Below are 16,052 nucleotides of genomic sequence, written 5' to 3'. Positions count from 1 at the left end.
CGTCGCCTTCCTAGCTTCCTCGTACACGTGTGTTGACGTCCCCCCACGTCCCCGCGGTTCCGCGCGCCCCAGCGACCCTGACGGCCGTCCCGCGTCATCGAGGAAAGAGTGCAGCAATGAAGGTTCCCCAGGCCGGCGCGGTCGCCGCGGTGATCGCCCTCGCCCTGACCACCTCCGGCTGCGGCGGTGACGACAAGGCCACGGGGACCCTCTCCATCGGCATCAAGTTCGACCAGCCGGGCATCGGCATGCGCGAGCCCGGCGGGACCTTCACCGGGTTCGACGTGGACGTGGCCACCTACGTGGCCAAGCAGCTCGGCTACACGCCGGACCGGATCGAGTTCAAGCAGGTCTACAGCAACGACCGCGAACTGCTGCTCCAGTACAACGAGGTCGACTTCGTCGCCGCGAGCTACTCGATCAACGACAAGCGCAAGGAGAAGGTCGACTTCGCGGGGCCGTACTTCGTGGCCCACCAGGACCTGCTGGTCCGCGCCGCCGACACCTCCATCACCAAGGCGGAGGACCTCAACAACAAGCGGCTCTGCTCGGTGGCCGGCTCCACCTCCGCCGAGAACATCAGGAAGGGACTCGCCCCCAAGGCGAGCGTCCTGGAGCTCCCCGGGTACTCCGAGTGCCTCGTCGCCCTCGCGGACAACCTCGTCGACGCCATGACCACGGACAACTCCATCCTGGCCGGGTACGCGGCCAGGAAGGGCAACGAGGGCAAGTTCAAGCTCACGGGCCAGAACCTGAGCAACGAGAACTACGGCATCGGCGTCAAGAAGGGCGAGAAGGAACTCCAGGACAAGATCAACGCCGCTCTGAAGAAGATGGTCGAGGACGGCTCGTGGGAAGCGGCCGTGAAGAAGAACTTCGGCCCCGACTACAAGTACGAGCCGGCCCCGCCGATCGCGGCGGGCAGCTGACGCGACCGTCGAGCCGGTCAGCGGTGCCCGGGGCTCAGCAACGCGTCGGCCGCAACCGATGAAGGCCGCCGCTGCTTCCTTGGCCGCATGACGGCGGGCGTCCAGGGCGGCGGCCGCTCGGGCGGAAGGGCAGAGCCCTGTCGATGACCCGCGTTCCTCATCGGGCCGCGTGCTCCGAAAGGGTCCGCCGGCATACGCGCACCCGGTGCGCCACCTCCGCGTCCAGGTCCGACAGCTCGCCGAGGTAGTGCTGGCGGTCTGCGAGAACACCCCGGTCCGAGACGCGTGCGAGGAGCAGCTCCGTTTGCCTCCGAGACGGCGTCCGCTTCCTCGAACAGGAGGCCGCCACCACCTGCTGCTTGTACTGGACGTCCGCGTCGGGGGCGGCGCCGTTGTTCACGCAGACGGTGGAGCCGCCCCGGTCACCCCCGCAGGTGTTGGTGGTGCACCCGGTCAGGGCCGCGGTCAGCAGGATCCATGCCGCGAAGGGGCCGGCCAGGCGCCGGCCGGCCCCTGATGCGGCCGCTCTCACCGGCCGGAGCCCTTGTCCGTGCCGGTGTTCGTGTTGGAGCAGTGCTGCTGGGCGCTGTTGTCCGCAGTGCATTCGTTGCTGGACCCGCCCTTCGTTCCCGTGAGGGCCATCAGGGCGGCTACCAGGATGGCCGCCGCCCCGATCCCGGCAGCGATGATCATGGCTTTCGGCTCGCTGAGAAACGACACGGAAACCCCCCGGATGTCGGTCGCGCGACGAAGCGGCGAGCCCGAGGCCGGCACAGCCCGCGCCCCTTGGCCGGCCTTCGCGCGCCGAGGACGTTTGTGCTGGCCCAGGGGCCTCCGGAGCCCCATGCGGTACGTCGGAAGGAGAGGGTGGGGAGGTGGTCGGGAGGCCGCCGGGAGGCGGGGCCGGCCCTGGCGCCGGCCGGCGAAAACCGGTGGAGCCGCGTTCCCGTGTGCGGCTACGGTGCTCCCGCCCCTGACCCCTCGTCCGAGGACGTGCCGTTGTACACCAAGTGAGACCCCCCGAGCTCTATGCGTCGCGCGTCGCACCTGTGCGCCGTGCTGCTTTCTGCTGCGGACTTCTCACTGGAACCGGTGTACTCCTGTGCTCAAAACCTGGGTGGTCACGCCCACCTGCCTGCCCCTGGTCATCCGCCGTTGCCACGCCTGCGCGTCCGAGCGCTTCCGGGCGAACGGCAAATTCCGTGTCAACGCACACCACAAGCTCCTCGATGCCTGGCTCCTCGCCCTGTGCACCGGCTGCGGGGAGACCACCAGGCTCAGCGTCCTGGAGCGGGCGAACGTGCGCTCGATCCACCCCGGGCTCCTGGACCGGCTGCACGGCAACGATCCCGGCCTGGCGGCGGAGTTGCTCCAGGACCCGTCCGTACGGCGGCGCAACCGCGTCGCCCTCGACTGGGACGGCGCCTGGCGCCTCGACACCGGCGGCTCCGGCCGGCCGGACGGCGAGACGGACAGCGATGCGGACGAGGTCGCGGTCCGGTTCGCGGCGCGGATCCCCGTCCGGCCGGTGCGGCTGATCGCCGAAGGCTACGGTCTCTCGCGCGCCGAGGTCGAAAGGCTGGTCACCGAGGGGAACCTCGTCTCGGCCGTCCGCCTGGACGGCAGGCTCCGCGGCGACTTCACCTTCGTCCTCAAGCGCTGAGCCGCCCGGCACCAAGGGCCCGTCCGGCACGATCCGCCGGACGGGCCCCGGTGCCGCGACCGGTCAGGCCACCGGGGCCTTGCCGCGCAGCACCGTCAGGAACTCCCGCATCCAGCGCGAGTGGTCGGGCCAGGCCCGGGCCGATACGAGGGTGCCGTCGACCACGGTCTCGGAGTCCTCGAACTCGGCCCCGGCCGCCTTCATGTCCAGCTCCAGCGCCGGGTACGCGGTCACCCGGCGGCCCTCCAGCGCCCCGGCCGCGGCCGTGATCAGCGGGCCGTGGCAGATCTGGGCTACCGGCTTGTCCGCCTCGGCGAAGGCGGCCAGGATCCGCCGCACCTCGGGGTCGTTGCGCAGGTACTCGGGCGCGCGGCCGCCCGGGACGACCAGGGCCGCGTAGTCCTCGGTGACCACGTCGGCGAAGGCCAGGTCGGCCGGCCAGGTGTAGCCGGGCTTCTCGGTGTAGGTGTCGAAGCCGTCCTCGAAGTCGTGCACCACGAAGCGCAGCTTCTTCACGGACGGCGCCGCGATGTGGACCTCGTAGCCCTCCTCGCGCAGGCGCTGGTACGGGTACAGGACCTCCAGCGACTCGGCCGCGTCACCGGTCACGATGAGGATCTTCACTGCCATGGGCTGCTCCAGAGGCGCTGTTCACGGTCGGATGGGGCCCGTGGGGCCACCGCTACCCTGCCCGCCGCCCGCTGCCCGCACACCCGCCAAGGTCCGCGCTCCCGACACATGGTTTTCACCTGTACGGCACATGACAATGTGAGCCTCGCTCTGCCACCTGACACCCCGCCAAATCCCCGGGCGGGGACGGTGCTTGTGGAGAGGCATCCCCCACGTCATGAGAATCTCGCGCCTGACTCCCTGGGCCGCCGGCCTCGCCGCGGCCGCCCTGTTCGCCATACCGGCCGCCGCCTCCGCCGGGCAGCCGCAAACGGCGGAACCCCGCCCGGACGCGGCCGCGGCCGACAGCTACTACGCCGCCGCCGAGGGCAAGACCGGCGCGGCCCTGAAGGCCGCCCTGCACGGCATCATCAAGAACCAGTCCAAGGTGACCTACGACGGCGTGTGGAACGCCCTGAAGGTGACGGACCAGGACCCGGCGAACCCGAACAACGTCATCCTGCTCTACTCCGGCCGATCCCAGTCGAAGTCCACCAACGGCGGCGGGGCCAACGACTGGAACCGCGAGCACGTCTGGGCCAAGAGCCACGGCGACTTCGGCACCGCGACCGGCCCGGGCACCGACCTGCACCACCTGCGCCCCGAGGACGTCACCGTCAACAGCACCCGGGGCAACAAGGACTTCGACCGGGGCGGCAGCCCCGTCGGCGAGGCCCCCGGCAGCCTCACCGACGCCGACTCCTTCGAGCCGCGCAACGCGGTCAAGGGTGACGTCGCCCGGATGCTCCTCTACATGGCCGTCCGTTACGAGGGCGGCGACGGCTTCGCGAACCTGGAACTGAACGACCGGGTCGGCAACGGCTCCGCCCCCGCCCACGGCCGGATCAGCGTGCTGAAGCAGTGGCACCAGATGGACCCGCCGGACGCCTTCGAGCAGCGCCGCAACCAGGTCATCTTCGATGTCTACCAGCACAACCGGAACCCGTTCATCGACCACCCGGAGTGGGTCGCCTCCATCTGGTGACCGCATCCGGCCCGGAGCGCCCGGCCCTCACAGGGCCGGGTAGTCCGTGTACCCGCGGGCGTCTCCGCCGAAGAAGGTGGCGGGGTCCGGGGTGTTGTACGGGCCCTGCGTGCGCAGCCGCTCCGGAAGGTCGGGGTTGGCCAGGAAGAGGGCCCCGAAGGCGAGCAGGTCGGCGGTGCCGTCCTCGATCAGGGTGAGTGCCCGGTGGTCGGTGGGGCCCTCGGTCGCCGGGTTCAGCACGAGCGGGCCGGAGAACTGCTTGCGCAGGGCGAGGGTGGTCTCCCGGACCTCCGGGCCGTACTCCATGACGTGCAGGTAGGCCAGGCCGAGCCCGTCGATCTCCTTGACCAGGGCCTCGTAGACGGGCTGCGGGTCGGGCTCGGAGATGCCGTTGTACGGGTTGCCGGGCGAGACGCGCAGCGCGGTGCGCTCGGCGCCGATCGCGGCGGCGACCGCCTTGACCACCTCCACGGCGAAGCGGACGCGGTTCTCGGTGGCGCCGCCCCACTCGTCGGTGCGCAGGTTCGAGCCCGGGGCCAGGAACTGGTGGATCAGGTAGCCGTTGGCCCCGTGCAGCTCGACGCCGTCGAAGCCGGCTTCCACGGCGTTGCGGGCGGCCTCGGCGTAGTCGGCGATGGTCGCCCGCACCTCGGCGCCGGTCAGCTCGTGCGGGGTCACGTAGTCCTTGAGGCCGTCCGCGGTGAAGACCTGGCCCTCGGCGGCGAGGGCGGAGGGCGCCACGGGGACGAGGCCGTCGGGCAGCAGCGACGGGTGGCCGATCCGGCCCGAGTGCATGATCTGCGCGAAGATCCGGCCGCCCGCGGCGTGCACCGAGCCGGTGACCCCGCGCCAGGCCGCGACCTGCTCGGCGGTGTGCAGGCCGGGGGTGAAGGGGTAGCCCTGCCCGACGGCGGAGGGCTGGATCCCCTCGCTGATGATCAGTCCGGCGGAGGCGCGCTGGGTGTAGTACTCGGCGACGAGGCCGGTGGCGATTCCGCCCTCGGCCGCGCGGCTCCGGGTCATGGGAGCCAGGGCGATGCGGTTGGGGAGGAGCCCGCCGGCGAGGTGGACGGGCTCGAATGCGCTGGTCATATCTGCCTCACAGAGTTAATTGGTCGGCCAACGAATGGCCCGTGAGAGGCAGCGTACCCCATTACTTGGCCGACCAAGGTAAAATCTGGGGGGCGGGTAGGATTTCCCGCCGGAGACGAGAAGAGGACCACCGCCATGACCGCGCAAGCAGCCGGGGAACCGCGCACCGAACCCGTCTGTCCGGTGCCCGGGGCGGTACTGGACGGGCCGGTCAGTCACGCCATCAGCCGCGTGGCCCGGCTCCACCGGATCGCCGCGGGCCGGGCGCTACGGGATCTGGGACTGCATCCGGGACAGGAGTTCCTGATGATGCACCTGTGGGACAGCGGGGCCGTGCGCCAGTCCGAGCTGATCAAAGCGGTCGGCCTCGACCCGTCGACGGTGACGAAGATGCTCCAGCGCCTCGAACAGGCCGGCCATGTCCGGCGCCGCCCCGACCCGGCCGACCGCCGCGCCTCTCTGGTCGAGGCGACGGAGACCAGCTGCGGGCTGCTCTTCGAGGTGCGCCGGGCCTGGGGCGAACTGGAACGCCAGACACTGGCCGGCCTCGACGCGTCCGAGAGCGCCGAACTGACCCGTCTGCTGGGCAAGGTGGAGACCACGCTGTGCACCGAGCTCGCCCGGAGCGGGGACGGGGACTGCGACAGCGCCTGCTAGGGCCAGGGGCCAGGCGCGCTACGGCGGGTCCAGGCGGTCGGCCAGGTCCCGGAACCCGGACCACGGCACGGCCGGGGTGCGGGCGTCCCACACCTTCTGGGAGAGCGCGGCCAGCGGCATCCGGATGCCGGCCGCCACCTGGTCCTGGGTCTGGGCGCCGGACAGGTCGGCCCAGACGGCGAGCCGCCCGCCCAGGATCTGGTCCGCGTACCGCGCCGGGACGGCCGTGCTGCCGCGCAGGACCAGCGGGGTCCACTGCTCGTAGATGCGCTGCCCGGTGGGGTAGGTGAACTGGTTGGGCTCGCCCAGCACGTAGTACAGGTACTCGTCGTTGAGGTTCACCAGCTTGCGGCCCTCGCGCAGGTACTCGAGCGGCGGGCGGGCGCCCGTCTCCTTGCCGGTCCAGTACTCGACCTGGATGTCGTCGGCCGCCTTCGCCACCCCTCCGGCGAAGAACCCGTCGTTCCACGCCTTCAGCGCCTTGCCCGACGGGCGCACGGTGTCCGCCCGGTCGCCCAGCCAGCCCGTGGCCAGGTCCTGCACCCGGGCGTTCGGCCCGTACCGCTCCCGCGCCGCGGCGGCGAGCTGCGGGAACGAGGCCTCCGGATCGCGGACCACCAGCGCCTGGTACTCGTCGGCGCCCAGGTGCCAGGCCCCGCCGGGGAACAACGGCCGGTACTCCCGGAGCAGTTCGTCGATGAGCTTCGCGGACGCGGGGTCGGCTATGTCCACCGCCCCCTTCACCGCCCTGCCCTGCGCGTCGCGCAGCTGGAGGCCCGGGTGCGCGCGCAGCACCGCGCCGAGGTGTCCGGGCGAGTCGATCTCCGGGACGACGGTGATGTGCAGGCGGGCGGCGAGTGCGGTGATGCCGCGCACCTGCGCCTTGGTGAGGTGCGGGGTGGAGACGATCTCGGGGTGGCTGTCGGACTCGATGCGGAAGGCCTGGTCGTCGGAGAAGTGCAGGCCGAGTTGGTTGAGTTTCAGGTCGGCCATCCCGCGCAGCCGGTCCTTGATCCAGTCGGGGGTGAAGTGCTTGCGCGCGATGTCGAGGTTGAGGCCGCGCTGCGGCTCGGCCGGGCCGTCGCGCACGGTGCCCTCGGGGGCCGAACCGGCGCTGCTCACGGCCTGTTTGAGGGTGCGGGTGCCGTAGAAGACGCCCGCCTCGTCGGGGCCGGTGATGCGGACCCGGCCGTCCTTGACGTCGAGGGTGTACGACTCGGCCGGGCCGGAGCCCTCGGCGCCGAGGGCCAGGTGCACGTCGCCCGGGCCGGGCTCCGCCGATTCGGCGTACCCCATGCCCAGTTCACCGGCGAGCAGCCTGCCCTCGTCGGACAGGGCGCCCTTGTCGCCGGGCGCGACGACGACCCGCGCCCCGGGAGCGGGCTTCCAGCCGGGACCCCGGGCGGGCACGTGCTCCCGTACGGCGGGGATGGTGCGCGGGGCGGTGGACAGGGCGTAGGAGGGCGTCGGGGACGGGGCGGCCGGGGTGGGCTGCGCGGCGGGGGCCGCGGAACCGGCCGAAGTGCTCGCTCCGGAGGTCGTGGCGGTCGGCGTCGCCGGGGCGCGCGCCTCGTCGGAGGCGGCCGTGCAGGCCGCGGTGGCGCAGGTGACCAGCGCGGCCAGCGCGGCCAGCGCGGCCAGCGCGGCCGTCGCTATGGCGTGGCCTCTCACGTGAAACCTCGGATTCCGGATCATGCGCCCGTGTCCCATGCGCGCGTGTCCCCCGCACCAACCTGGCACGGGGGACACGGGCGCGCGACCGGGCGGTCTCGGGCCGGGGCGGTCTCGGGCCAGGGCCTCAGGCCAGGGCGTCGAGCGCGGTGGCGGCGAAGCCGTGGTCCTGCTCGGGGGCGCCGCCACCGACGCCGATGGCGCCGATCAGGCGGCCGTCGCGGTGCACGGGCAGCCCGCCGGCGATGAACAGCAGCGGACGGTCGAGGGCCGTGGGCAGGGTGTGGAAGGGGGCGCCGGGCTGGACGGCGGCGACCAGGTCGGCGGTGGGCGCGTTCAGCTGGAGCGCCGTGAAGGCCTTGCGGGTGCTGGTCTCGCCGGAGATCAGCACGGCCCGGTCGTCGCGGCGGAAGGCGAGCAGGTGGCCGCCCGCGTCGAGGACGGTGACGCTGACGGTGGCCCCGGCCGCCTCGGCGGCGGCCGTGGCGGCGGCGAGGAGCAGCTCGGCGTCCTCGGTGGTCAGCGGGGCGACGGCGGTGCGGGTGATGGTGCTGGTGGTGCTGGACATGCGGACTTCTCCTCGCGAGGGGGGCGTACGGGGAACGGGGGAACGGGGCGGATCAGTGGTGGGCGGGTACGGGGGCGGCCGCCCCGGGGGCCGCGGCAGCGACCCGGCCGCCGTGGGCCGCGCCGCCGGCCGTGCGCCGCTCCAGGGCGCCGGACACCAGGGCGAGCACCAGGGCGGAGGCGGCCAGCGCCGCGCCGACCCAGTTCGGGGCGGTCCAGCCGAGGCCGGCGGCGATCACGAGGCCGCCGAGCCAGGCGGCCAGGGCGTTGCCCAGGTTGAAGGCGCCGATGTTGACGGCCGAGGCCAGGGTCGGGGCGCCCGCGGCCTGGTCGAGGACCCGCTTCTGGAGCGGGGGCACGGTGGCGAAGCCGAGGGCGCCGATGAGCACGACGGTGACGGCGGCGCCCGCCTTGGTGTGGGCGGTGAGGGTGAAGACGGCCAGGGTGACGGCGAGCGCGCCCAGGGAGACGTACAGCATCGGCATCAGCGCACGGTCGGCGTACCGGCCGCCGACGAGGTTGCCCGCGACCATGCCCAGGCCGAAGAGGACGAGGAGCCAGGTGACGGAGGAGTCGGCGAAGCCCGCCACGTTGGTCATCATCGGGGTGATGTAGGTGATCGCGGCGAACACGCCGCCGAAGCCGAGCACGGTCATCGCCATCGCCAGCAGCACCTGCACGTTGCGGAAGGCGGCCAGCTCGCTGCGGATCCGTACGCCGCCTTCGGGCCGGGGCAGTTCGGGGACCAGCCGGGCGATGCCGAGCAGGCCGAGGACGCCGAGCCCGGCGACGATCAGGAAGGTGACGCGCCAGCCGAGGGTCTGGCCGACGAGGGTGCCGAGCGGGACGCCCACCACGTTGGCCACCGTCAGGCCGGTGAACATCATGGCGATGGCTCCGGCCTTCTTCTCGGGGGCGACGAGTTCGGCGGCGACGACCGCGCCGATGCCGAAGAAGGCGCCGTGGGCGAGCGAGGCGACGACACGGCCGGCGAGCATGACCCCGAAGGCGGGGGCGAGCGCGGAGAGCACGTTGCCCACGATGAACAGGCCCATGAGCAGCATCAGCATCCGCTTGCGGGGGATGCGCGTGCCGAGCACGGTCATCAGCGGTGCGCCGAGGACCACGCCGAGGGCGTAGCCGGTGACCAGGAAGCCCGCGGTGGGGATCGAGACTCCGTAGTCGCCGGCGACCTCGGGCAGCAGGCCCATGATCACGAACTCGGTGGTGCCGATCCCGAAGGCCCCGATGGCGAGGGCGAGGAGGGCGAGAGGCATGAGGGAGGTGTCCTTCGGCGGGAGGGGGTGCGGTGCGGGGGTGGCCGCGGCCACCGGGGGCGATATACGTTGCTGTCGCCGCTTACATGCGTACACATTAATTGCAGACGCGGGATATTTGCAAGCGCGGGCTATTGCACGCGTGGCCTATCCTGGTGGTCACACGCGGTATCCGCTCAGAAGGAGGAGCCCATGACGGCCACGGACAGCGCGCTCACCGCCCTCTCCCAGGGCTGGTGCGCCCTCTCCCTGCTGCACGGGCGGATCGAGTCGCACATCGAACGCGCCCTCCAGGCGGGCCACGCCCTCAGCGTGCGCGAGTTCTCGCTGCTCGACGTCCTGAGCCGGCAGCACAACGGGCCGGGCGGGCACCTGCGCATGCACCAGGTCGCCGACTCGGTGCTGCTCAGCCAGAGCGCGACCACCCGCCTGGTCAGCCGTCTCGAGGACCGCGGTCTGCTGAGCCGCTACCTCTGCGACACCGACCGGCGGGGCATCTACACCGACGTGAGCGAGGCGGGCCTGGCCCTGCTGGCCGCCGCCCGGCCCACGAACGACACCGCGCTGCGCGAGGCGCTGGACGAGGCCGCGCTCAATCCGCAACTGGCCCCGCTGGTCGCGGTGGTGGAGAACACCCGGTCCTAGTAGTGCTTTGTTAGCGGGTCTTGTCACGTCGGGTGTTCGGTAGTTCGCTGGTTGTATGAGGGCTGGGGAGCTTGCCGCGGTTCGGGTCCGGTTGGAGGAGTTCGCCTCCGAGGTGTTCGCGCCGTTGGTGCGGCCGGACTGGCAGGCGAAGGGCCAGTTGTACCTGCGGGGGCTGCTGCTGGACGGCCGCAGGAAGTCGATGCAGCCGATGGCCGAACGCCTCGGGGTCGACCACCAGCAGTTGCAGCAGTTCATGACCTCCTCGACCTGGCCGGTGAAGGACGTGCGGGCCGGGCTGGCGTGGCGGGCTGTGCAGGCGGTGCGCCCGCAGGTGTGGGTGGTCGATGACACCGGTTTCCCCAAGGACGGCAAGGCATCGCCCGGGGTTGCCCGCCAGTACTCGGGCACCCTGGGCAAGGTCGGCAACTGCCAGATCGGCGTCAGTGTCCATGCCGCCTCCGACACCGCCTCGTGCCCGCTGTCTTGGCGGTTGTTCCTGCCGCAGTCGTGGGACGGGCCTGAGGCGGCCCAGCGCCGGGCGGCCTGCCGGATCCCCGAGAGCGAATACCACCGCCCGAAGTGGCAACTCGCGCTGGAGATGCTCGACGAACTCGCCGGGATCGGCCTCCGGCCGGCCGCCCTGGTCGCGGACACCGGTTACGGTGCGAACGCCGATTTCCGCCACGGTCTGGAAGACCGCGGGCTGGCCTACGTCCTGCAGGTCAAGGGCGAGATGACCGCCCACGGCGAGGACGCCGTGCCGCACCAGCCCGGCTATGGCGGGCTCGGGCCCCGCCCGCTGCCCCGATACCGCACGCGGCCGGTGTCCTTACGCGAGCATGTGCTGACTGCCGGACGCCACCGGGGCCGGGCCGTGACCTGGCGCAAGGGCTCGAAAGCGGCGATGAGCTCGCACTTCGTCTTCCTGAGGGTCCGCCTCGCCGGCCGGCGGCCCAAGCCTGCTGAGGACGGCACGATCCCGCTCGTCTGGCTGATCGCCCAGTGGCCCGAGGGCGAGGCCGAGCCGGTCAAGTACTGGATCTCGAACCTGCCCGCCGGCCTTCCCGCCAAGGACCTGGTCCGTCTGGCGAAGTCCCGCTGGCGGATCGAGCACGACTACCGCGAGCTGAAAACAGCCCTGGGACTGGACCACTTCGAGGGCCGTTCGTTCACCGGCTGGCACCGGCACGTCACCCTCGTCACCGCAGCCCACCTGTTCCTCACCGAACAGCGGAGCAGCCCAAAAGCCCCTGCCAGGGCCTGACCCTCTACCAGGCCCTGGACCTCCTCCAACACCTACTCGCCACCTGGACCGGCGCCTGCCCCACATGCCAGCAAACCGTCCCCTGGCAGCCCTACGACAGCACCTAACAAAGCCCTACTAGGGCCTGTCGTCAAACTCCCGTCGTCGCCCGGAGGGCGGCCCTGCGGCGTCTGGTGCGTGCTCTCGGTGCGCCGGGCGGAAGCACGCGTACTGGACGTACTTTGCTTTCGCCCGGTGCGGCGAGAGCGCGTGCCAGGCGTCGCGGGGCAGACGGGAGGTTGACGACAGGCCCCAGGGACGTGTCCCCGGAGCCGCCGGCTCGTCTAGGCCCGCGGGGGGCTCGGGGACGCCGGGGACGGTACCGAGCGGAAGCTCGTGGGCCGGGCCGCCGACGGGGTCGCGGACTTCGACGGCGGGAGCGGGGCCCCCGCCGGCGCCGACGGCGCGCTCCCCGCCGGGTCCGGCTCCGAGGAGGGCGAGGCGCTCGGCTCCGGGCCCGGCTCGGAGCCCGTCCCCGGGCTCACGGAAGGGGCCGGCGAGGAGGGCACCGGGGGCGCCGGCGGCCCGATCTCGGGCGGGGCGGCGGGCGGCACCGGGCGGACCGGAGCGGGGTCCGGCGCCAGCACCAGGTAGCCGGCCACGGCCGCCGCCGCGGCGGCCAGCCCGGCCAGCGGCAGGGCGAGCCGGCGCAGCCGCAGCGCCGGGAACCCGCGTACGTGCGGCCCCGGCGGATCGGCGGGACGCAGCTCGCGGACCGTGATCCCGGCCGCGCGGGCGTCCATCGCCTCGCGCAGCCTGCGCTCGACGGGGCGTTCGGGGGAACGTTCGCCGTACGTCATACCCGTCCCTCCAGAATCCGTTCCAGTGCGTCCAGGGCCCTGCTCGCGTTCGACTTCACCGCTCCGCGGCTGATCCCGAGGGTGCTCGCGATCTCCGCCTCGCTGAGCTCCGCCCAGTACCGCAGCACCAGCACCTGACGGCGGCGCGGGGTCAGCCGGCCGAGCGCGGCGAGCACCTCGCGGTGCGCCTCGTCCAGGACCACGTGCGCCTCCGCGGACGGTACGTCCGCCGGTGCGGGCGGGGTCCAGGCCCGGACCGTCCGCCGTCGGCGCAGGACCGAGCGCGAGGTGTTGACGACGGAGGTGCGCAGGTAGCCCAGGGCGTTGTCCACCTCGGTGATCTGCTCCCCGTGGCGGCGGTACAGCGCCGTGAAGGCGTCCTGGACCACGTCCTCGGCGGTGGCCAGGTCGTCGACGAGGAGCACCGCCAGCCGGACCATGCGCAGCCGGTGCGCGTGGTACAGCGCGGTGACGGTGGGCGGCGCGTCTCCCGGACCGCCCGCGGCGCCGTCGCCGTACGGGCTGCCGTACGGGCTGCCGTACGGGCTGCCGTACGGGCTGCCGTACGGGCTGCCGTACGGGCTGCCGTACGGGCTGCCGTACGGGCCCTCGTGAGGGAGCCCGTGCGGCCGGGGCTCCGCCGCCGGGGCGGAGCGGTCACGGCGCAGCAACGACCACAGGCCCCGCCACGCCCGGGGGAAACCGGGCGTGAGGGGGCCGACGGGTGGTGCGAGGTGGAGCACGGGGTTCCTCAGCCGTTGGCGCGGCGCCGCACGGCGTACAGGGTCCCGGCGCCGGCGGCGATGAGGAGGGTGGCCCCGGCCCCCAGTGCGGCGGTGGTCGCGGAGGAGCCAGTATGGGCCAGCTCGGTGCCCGCGGGCGAAGCCGCCGGCTGCGGGGCGTCGCTGGGGACCGCGCTCGGAGCCTCGCCGGGTGCCGTACCGGGCCCCGTTCCGGGAGCCGTGCCGGGGGCCTTGCTGGGGGCCGCGCTCGGCTGGTCCCCGCCGGGCACGCTCGCGGACGGGCTCGGGGCCGTGCCGGCGCCGGCCGACTTCGGCACGGCGCTGGGCGACGCGCTGGACGCGGGCGCGGCGGGGGCGGGGACGGTGCCCTCCGAGGCGGCGGCCGCCGGGCCGGCGAGGGCGACGGCCGCCCCCGCAGCGGCCGCGGTGAGGGCCGCCCGGCGGAGGGTCCGGGGGACGCGCTTCAGGTTCATCACGGTGGTTCTCCACGATCGGGTCGGGGTCGGGGCGCGGAACCGCACCCTTCACCCCCGCACGACGCGCGACCCCCCGGGAGGTTGCCGCCCGCGGCCGAGAATTTTTCGCAGAGCCGTGCCCAGCACCTCGACCCCCTCCTCGATCTCGCCCGCCGACCCGGCCGCGTAGCCCAGGATCAGGCCCGGCGGGCCCGGGGCGAGGCGGTGCCAGGACAGCGGGTGGGTCTTGACCCCGAGCTCCAGGGCCGCCGAGGCCAGGGCGGTGTCCTCGAAGGCGGCGCCGTCGAAGGTGACCATCAGGTGCAGCCCCGCGGCCGCGCCGTGCACCCGGGCCCCCGGCAGCCGGTCCGCGACGGCCCTGAGCATGGCGTCGCGGCGGCGGCGGTGGCGGCGCCGGACGAAGCGCAGGTGCCGCTCCAGCTCCCCCGAGTCCATCAGCCGGGCGAGGACCAGCTGGGCGAGGACCGGATTGCCGAGGTCGGCGTACCGCTTGGCGGCGGTCACGGCCTCGCTCAGGCGCGGCGGGACCAGGAGCCAGCCCAGGCGCAGGGCCGGGGCCAGGAGCTTCGAGACGCTCCCGGCGTAGCAGACGCCCTCCGGCAGCAGGGCCCGCAGCGCGGGTACGGGCGCCCGGTCGTAGCGGTGTTCGGCGTCGTAGTCGTCCTCGATCACCAGTCCCCCGCCGGCCGCCCAGCCGAGCAGCTCCCGGCGGCGCTCGCCGTCGAGCACGACCCCGGTCGGGAACTGGTGCGCCGGGGTGAGCAGCACGGCCCCGGCGCCGCTCGCCCTGAGCGCGGCCACGTCCAGCCCCAGCTCGTCCACCCGTACGGGAACGGGCTCCAGGCGGCCGTACTCCAGCTGCTGGCGGGCCCCGAGGGACCCCGGGTCCTCCACCGCGATGCGGCGCACCCCGCTCTCCCGCAGGACCTGAGCCAGCAGGCCCAGCGCCTGGGCCACGCCGGCCACGACCACCACCTCGTCGGGGTCGGCGCGGATCCCCCGGTTGCGGGCCAGCCAGCCGACGACGGCCGCGCGCAGCGCGGGCGCGCCCTGCGGGTTTCCGTAGCCGAAGTCGGCCGGGGTGAGGCCGGCGAGGACCCGGCGCTCGGCCTGGAGCCAGGCGGTACGGGGGAAGGCCGTCAGGTCGGGGACCCCGGGCGAGAGATCGATCCGGCAGGGCACGGCCCGCAGGGCGTCGACGAGTCCGCCGCGCGCGGGTGCGGCGGCGGGCTCGGCCACCGGCGGCGGGGCGGCGACGACGACCGTGCCGCCCCGGCCGCGGCCGGAGACCTGGCCGGTCTCCGCGAGCCGCTGGTACGCCTCGGTGACCAGCCCCCGGGAGACGCGGAGCTCGGCGGCGAGCACCCGGCTGGCCGGGAGCCGGCTGCCGACCGGCAGGGTGCCGTCGGCGATGGCTGCGCGCAGCCGGCCCGCCAGCCATTCGGTGCGGCCGCCGGGCGGGGCCTGCCCGATGTCGAGCTGGAGGAAGTCCGATCCGCTTTTGGACCCCTGCTTCGCGCCTTCATTGGACCTGCTCACCGGACCATTGTGCCGCGAGGCTGGAGGACATGAAGAGCATGAAGGCCACCGACCCCACCACGTCCCCGCAAGCCCCGCGATCCCCGCAACCCGCACGGGCCGCGGGTTCGCCCTCCCTCGCCTTCCGGGACCTGGCGCCCGGTATCGCCGGGATGGCGCTGGTGGGCAGCAGCGTCACCGTCTCGCGCACCCTCGTCGACGCCCCGCTGTTCGCCGTCCAGGCCGTTCGGTACACGGCCGCCGCACTGCTGCTGCTCGCCCTGGCCCGGGCGGCCCGGGTGCCGCTGCTGCGGCCGCGCGGCCGTGAGTGGCTGTGGCTGGCCGGGATCGCGGCGACCGGGCTGGTGCTGTTCAACGTGGCCGTCGTGCGCGGGGTCGCGCATGCCGAACCGGCCGTCATCGCCGTCGCGGTGGCCTCCGTACCGATCCTGCTGGGGCTGATCGGCCCGTTCCTGGAGGGCCGGCGGCCCAGCCGTCAGGTGCTGCTGGCGGCGCCCGTGGTGGTGGCCGGGGCCGTGCTGGTGGAGGGGACGGGCCGGACGGACGCCGCCGGGGTGGCCTGGGCGGCCCTCGCGCTGGGCTGCGAGGCGGGGTTCACCCTGCTCGCCGTGCCGGTGCTGCGCAGGCACGGCCCGTGGGGGGTGTCCGTACACGCCGTGTGGATGGGGGCGCTGATGCTGGCGGGGCTCGCGGTGTGCTTCGAGCGCCCCGCCGACCTGCTGGAACAGGGCGCGGCCCAGTGGGCGGCCGTCGCGTACCTCGCCGTCCTGGTGACGGCGGTGGCGTTCCTGCTGTGGTACCGGACGGTGGCCGCCGTGGGCTCGGGCCGGGCCGGGCTGCTGACGGGGGTCGCGCCGCTCGCCGCGGCGGGCACCGGGGTCGTCACGGGCGGCGGGGTTCCGTGGCCCGCGGTGTGGCTGGGCCTGGTGGTGGTCGTCGCCGGGCTGGCGGCGGGCCTGCGGCCGCCGCGCCCCGCGGCCGGTGCGCTCCCGCACCGGGAGCCCGCGTCCCCTTGAGGGCGCCGGGCCCCGTGGAT

Annotated in this window: 18 protein-coding genes; 7 read left to right on the top strand and 11 right to left on the bottom strand. The window is 73.7% G+C overall.

The annotated features are described in order from the left end of the window. The first annotated feature begins 116 nt into the window (after window positions 1-116). Window positions 117-929, top strand: coding sequence for a glutamate ABC transporter substrate-binding protein (locus ACTVZO_RS34920; protein ID WP_443302142.1), 813 nt, complete (start codon window positions 117-119; stop codon window positions 927-929). 157 nt (window positions 930-1,086) lie between these two features. Here the strand turns inward: ACTVZO_RS34920 and ACTVZO_RS34915 are convergent, their stop codons facing one another. After that, on the bottom strand, window positions 1,087-1,461 hold the full coding sequence (locus ACTVZO_RS34915; RefSeq protein WP_443302141.1) for a hypothetical protein: 375 nt from the start codon (window positions 1,459-1,461) through the stop codon (window positions 1,087-1,089). Further along, window positions 1,458-1,649: a hypothetical protein gene (locus ACTVZO_RS34910; protein ID WP_443302140.1), complete on the bottom strand. Its 192-nt coding sequence runs from the start codon at window positions 1,647-1,649 to the stop codon at window positions 1,458-1,460. Before ACTVZO_RS34910 ends, ACTVZO_RS34915 begins: the two co-directional genes overlap by 4 nt. A 382-nt stretch (window positions 1,650-2,031) precedes the next feature. Between ACTVZO_RS34910 and ACTVZO_RS34905 the strand changes: the two genes are divergently transcribed. After that, window positions 2,032-2,592, top strand: a complete 561-nt coding sequence (locus tag ACTVZO_RS34905) for a DUF1062 domain-containing protein (RefSeq protein WP_443302139.1) — start codon at window positions 2,032-2,034, stop codon at window positions 2,590-2,592. A gap of 63 nt (window positions 2,593-2,655) precedes the next feature. Here ACTVZO_RS34905 and ACTVZO_RS34900 read toward each other — a convergent pair whose 3' ends face one another. Next, window positions 2,656-3,222 carry a DJ-1/PfpI family protein gene (locus ACTVZO_RS34900; protein ID WP_443302138.1) on the bottom strand — a complete coding sequence of 189 codons (567 nt, stop codon included), beginning with the start codon at window positions 3,220-3,222 and terminating at the stop codon, window positions 2,656-2,658. Between the two features lie 217 nt (window positions 3,223-3,439). On the opposite strand from ACTVZO_RS34900, the gene ACTVZO_RS34895 reads away from it, so the two are divergent. Next, window positions 3,440-4,246: an endonuclease I family protein gene (locus tag ACTVZO_RS34895; protein ID WP_443302137.1), complete on the top strand. Its 807-nt coding sequence runs from the start codon at window positions 3,440-3,442 to the stop codon at window positions 4,244-4,246. A gap of 27 nt (window positions 4,247-4,273) precedes the next feature. Here the strand turns inward: ACTVZO_RS34895 and ACTVZO_RS34890 are convergent, their stop codons facing one another. Then, entirely contained in the window at window positions 4,274-5,338 is a 1,065-nt protein-coding gene (locus tag ACTVZO_RS34890) for an alkene reductase (RefSeq protein ID WP_443302136.1), read from the bottom strand. A 135-nt stretch (window positions 5,339-5,473) separates the two neighbouring features. On the opposite strand from ACTVZO_RS34890, the gene ACTVZO_RS34885 reads away from it, so the two are divergent. Further along, complete coding sequence (locus ACTVZO_RS34885; protein WP_443302135.1) at window positions 5,474-5,995, top strand: MarR family winged helix-turn-helix transcriptional regulator; 522 nt, start codon at window positions 5,474-5,476, stop codon at window positions 5,993-5,995. Window positions 5,996-6,013: 18 nt separating this feature from the next. Here the strand turns inward: ACTVZO_RS34885 and ACTVZO_RS34880 are convergent, their stop codons facing one another. The 3 genes from ACTVZO_RS34880 to ACTVZO_RS34870 form a co-directional block, all read right to left on the bottom strand. Continuing rightward, window positions 6,014-7,690 carry a beta-N-acetylhexosaminidase gene (locus ACTVZO_RS34880; protein WP_443302134.1) on the bottom strand — a complete coding sequence of 559 codons (1,677 nt, stop codon included), beginning with the start codon at window positions 7,688-7,690 and terminating at the stop codon, window positions 6,014-6,016. 103 nt (window positions 7,691-7,793) lie between these two features. Further along, entirely contained in the window at window positions 7,794-8,234 is a 441-nt protein-coding gene (locus ACTVZO_RS34875) for a GlcG/HbpS family heme-binding protein (RefSeq protein WP_443302133.1), read from the bottom strand. Window positions 8,235-8,286: 52 nt separating this feature from the next. Continuing rightward, window positions 8,287-9,510 (bottom strand): MFS transporter, encoded by a 1,224-nt coding sequence (locus ACTVZO_RS34870; protein ID WP_443302132.1) that lies wholly within the window; start codon window positions 9,508-9,510, stop codon window positions 8,287-8,289. Between the two features lie 192 nt (window positions 9,511-9,702). Here ACTVZO_RS34870 and ACTVZO_RS34865 point away from each other — a divergent pair, with 192 nt between their 5' ends. Together ACTVZO_RS34865 and ACTVZO_RS34860 are read left to right on the top strand one after the other, a co-directional pair. Further along, the gene (locus ACTVZO_RS34865; protein ID WP_443302131.1) at window positions 9,703-10,155 is read left to right on the top strand and encodes a MarR family winged helix-turn-helix transcriptional regulator; all 453 of its coding nucleotides are present in this window, start codon (window positions 9,703-9,705) and stop codon (window positions 10,153-10,155) included. Between the two features lie 55 nt (window positions 10,156-10,210). Continuing rightward, the gene (locus ACTVZO_RS34860; protein ID WP_443299644.1) at window positions 10,211-11,419 is read left to right on the top strand and encodes an IS701 family transposase; all 1,209 of its coding nucleotides are present in this window, start codon (window positions 10,211-10,213) and stop codon (window positions 11,417-11,419) included. Window positions 11,420-11,742: 323 nt separating this feature from the next. Here the strand turns inward: ACTVZO_RS34860 and ACTVZO_RS34855 are convergent, their stop codons facing one another. Genes ACTVZO_RS34855 through pdxR form a run of 4 tightly spaced genes read right to left on the bottom strand, consistent with a single transcriptional unit; the run spans window position 11,743 to window position 15,016 of the window. Then, window positions 11,743-12,258 (bottom strand): hypothetical protein, encoded by a 516-nt coding sequence (locus ACTVZO_RS34855; RefSeq protein WP_443302130.1) that lies wholly within the window; start codon window positions 12,256-12,258, stop codon window positions 11,743-11,745. After that, the gene (locus ACTVZO_RS34850) at window positions 12,255-13,001 is read right to left on the bottom strand and encodes a sigma-70 family RNA polymerase sigma factor (RefSeq protein ID WP_443302129.1); all 747 of its coding nucleotides are present in this window, start codon (window positions 12,999-13,001) and stop codon (window positions 12,255-12,257) included. The genes ACTVZO_RS34855 and ACTVZO_RS34850 overlap by 4 nt, the downstream gene beginning before the upstream one ends. An 8-nt stretch (window positions 13,002-13,009) precedes the next feature. Further along, window positions 13,010-13,474: an LAETG motif-containing sortase-dependent surface protein gene (locus ACTVZO_RS34845; protein WP_443302128.1), complete on the bottom strand. Its 465-nt coding sequence runs from the start codon at window positions 13,472-13,474 to the stop codon at window positions 13,010-13,012. 51 nt (window positions 13,475-13,525) lie between these two features. Continuing rightward, window positions 13,526-15,016: a MocR-like pyridoxine biosynthesis transcription factor PdxR gene (gene pdxR / locus ACTVZO_RS34840; protein ID WP_443302127.1), complete on the bottom strand. Its 1,491-nt coding sequence runs from the start codon at window positions 15,014-15,016 to the stop codon at window positions 13,526-13,528. Between the two features lie 29 nt (window positions 15,017-15,045). On the opposite strand from pdxR, the gene ACTVZO_RS34835 reads away from it, so the two are divergent. Further along, window positions 15,046-16,032, top strand: a complete 987-nt coding sequence (locus ACTVZO_RS34835; protein ID WP_443302126.1) for a DMT family transporter — start codon at window positions 15,046-15,048, stop codon at window positions 16,030-16,032. The last annotated feature ends 20 nt before the right edge of the window (window positions 16,033-16,052 follow it).

This window comes from Streptomyces sp. IBSNAI002 (genome assembly GCF_052244475.1).
In the GTDB taxonomy this organism is placed as follows: domain Bacteria; phylum Actinomycetota; class Actinomycetes; order Streptomycetales; family Streptomycetaceae; genus Streptomyces.
The sequence above is the reverse complement of the archived record's forward strand: the minus strand, read 5'-3'. Positions and strand labels throughout refer to the sequence as shown.

What these genes read in the sequence shown, in the direction of transcription:
- ACTVZO_RS34890 (WP_443302136.1), bottom strand. Translation starts at nt 5,338, where the DNA reads ATGACCAGCGCATTCGAGCCCGTCCACCTCGCCGGCGGGCTCCTCCCC.
- ACTVZO_RS34845 (WP_443302128.1), bottom strand. Translation starts at nt 13,474, where the DNA reads ATGAACCTGAAGCGCGTCCCCCGGACCCTCCGCCGGGCGGCCCTCACC.
- ACTVZO_RS34920 (WP_443302142.1), top strand. Translation starts at nt 117, where the DNA reads ATGAAGGTTCCCCAGGCCGGCGCGGTCGCCGCGGTGATCGCCCTCGCC.
- ACTVZO_RS34870 (WP_443302132.1), bottom strand. Translation starts at nt 9,510, where the DNA reads ATGCCTCTCGCCCTCCTCGCCCTCGCCATCGGGGCCTTCGGGATCGGC.
- ACTVZO_RS34860 (WP_443299644.1), top strand. Translation starts at nt 10,211, where the DNA reads ATGAGGGCTGGGGAGCTTGCCGCGGTTCGGGTCCGGTTGGAGGAGTTC.
- ACTVZO_RS34835 (WP_443302126.1), top strand. Translation starts at nt 15,046, where the DNA reads ATGAAGAGCATGAAGGCCACCGACCCCACCACGTCCCCGCAAGCCCCG.
- ACTVZO_RS34900 (WP_443302138.1), bottom strand. Translation starts at nt 3,222, where the DNA reads ATGGCAGTGAAGATCCTCATCGTGACCGGTGACGCGGCCGAGTCGCTG.
- ACTVZO_RS34875 (WP_443302133.1), bottom strand. Translation starts at nt 8,234, where the DNA reads ATGTCCAGCACCACCAGCACCATCACCCGCACCGCCGTCGCCCCGCTG.
- ACTVZO_RS34880 (WP_443302134.1), bottom strand. Translation starts at nt 7,690, where the DNA reads ATGATCCGGAATCCGAGGTTTCACGTGAGAGGCCACGCCATAGCGACG.
- ACTVZO_RS34895 (WP_443302137.1), top strand. Translation starts at nt 3,440, where the DNA reads ATGAGAATCTCGCGCCTGACTCCCTGGGCCGCCGGCCTCGCCGCGGCC.
- ACTVZO_RS34885 (WP_443302135.1), top strand. Translation starts at nt 5,474, where the DNA reads ATGACCGCGCAAGCAGCCGGGGAACCGCGCACCGAACCCGTCTGTCCG.
- ACTVZO_RS34865 (WP_443302131.1), top strand. Translation starts at nt 9,703, where the DNA reads ATGACGGCCACGGACAGCGCGCTCACCGCCCTCTCCCAGGGCTGGTGC.
- ACTVZO_RS34855 (WP_443302130.1), bottom strand. Translation starts at nt 12,258, where the DNA reads ATGACGTACGGCGAACGTTCCCCCGAACGCCCCGTCGAGCGCAGGCTG.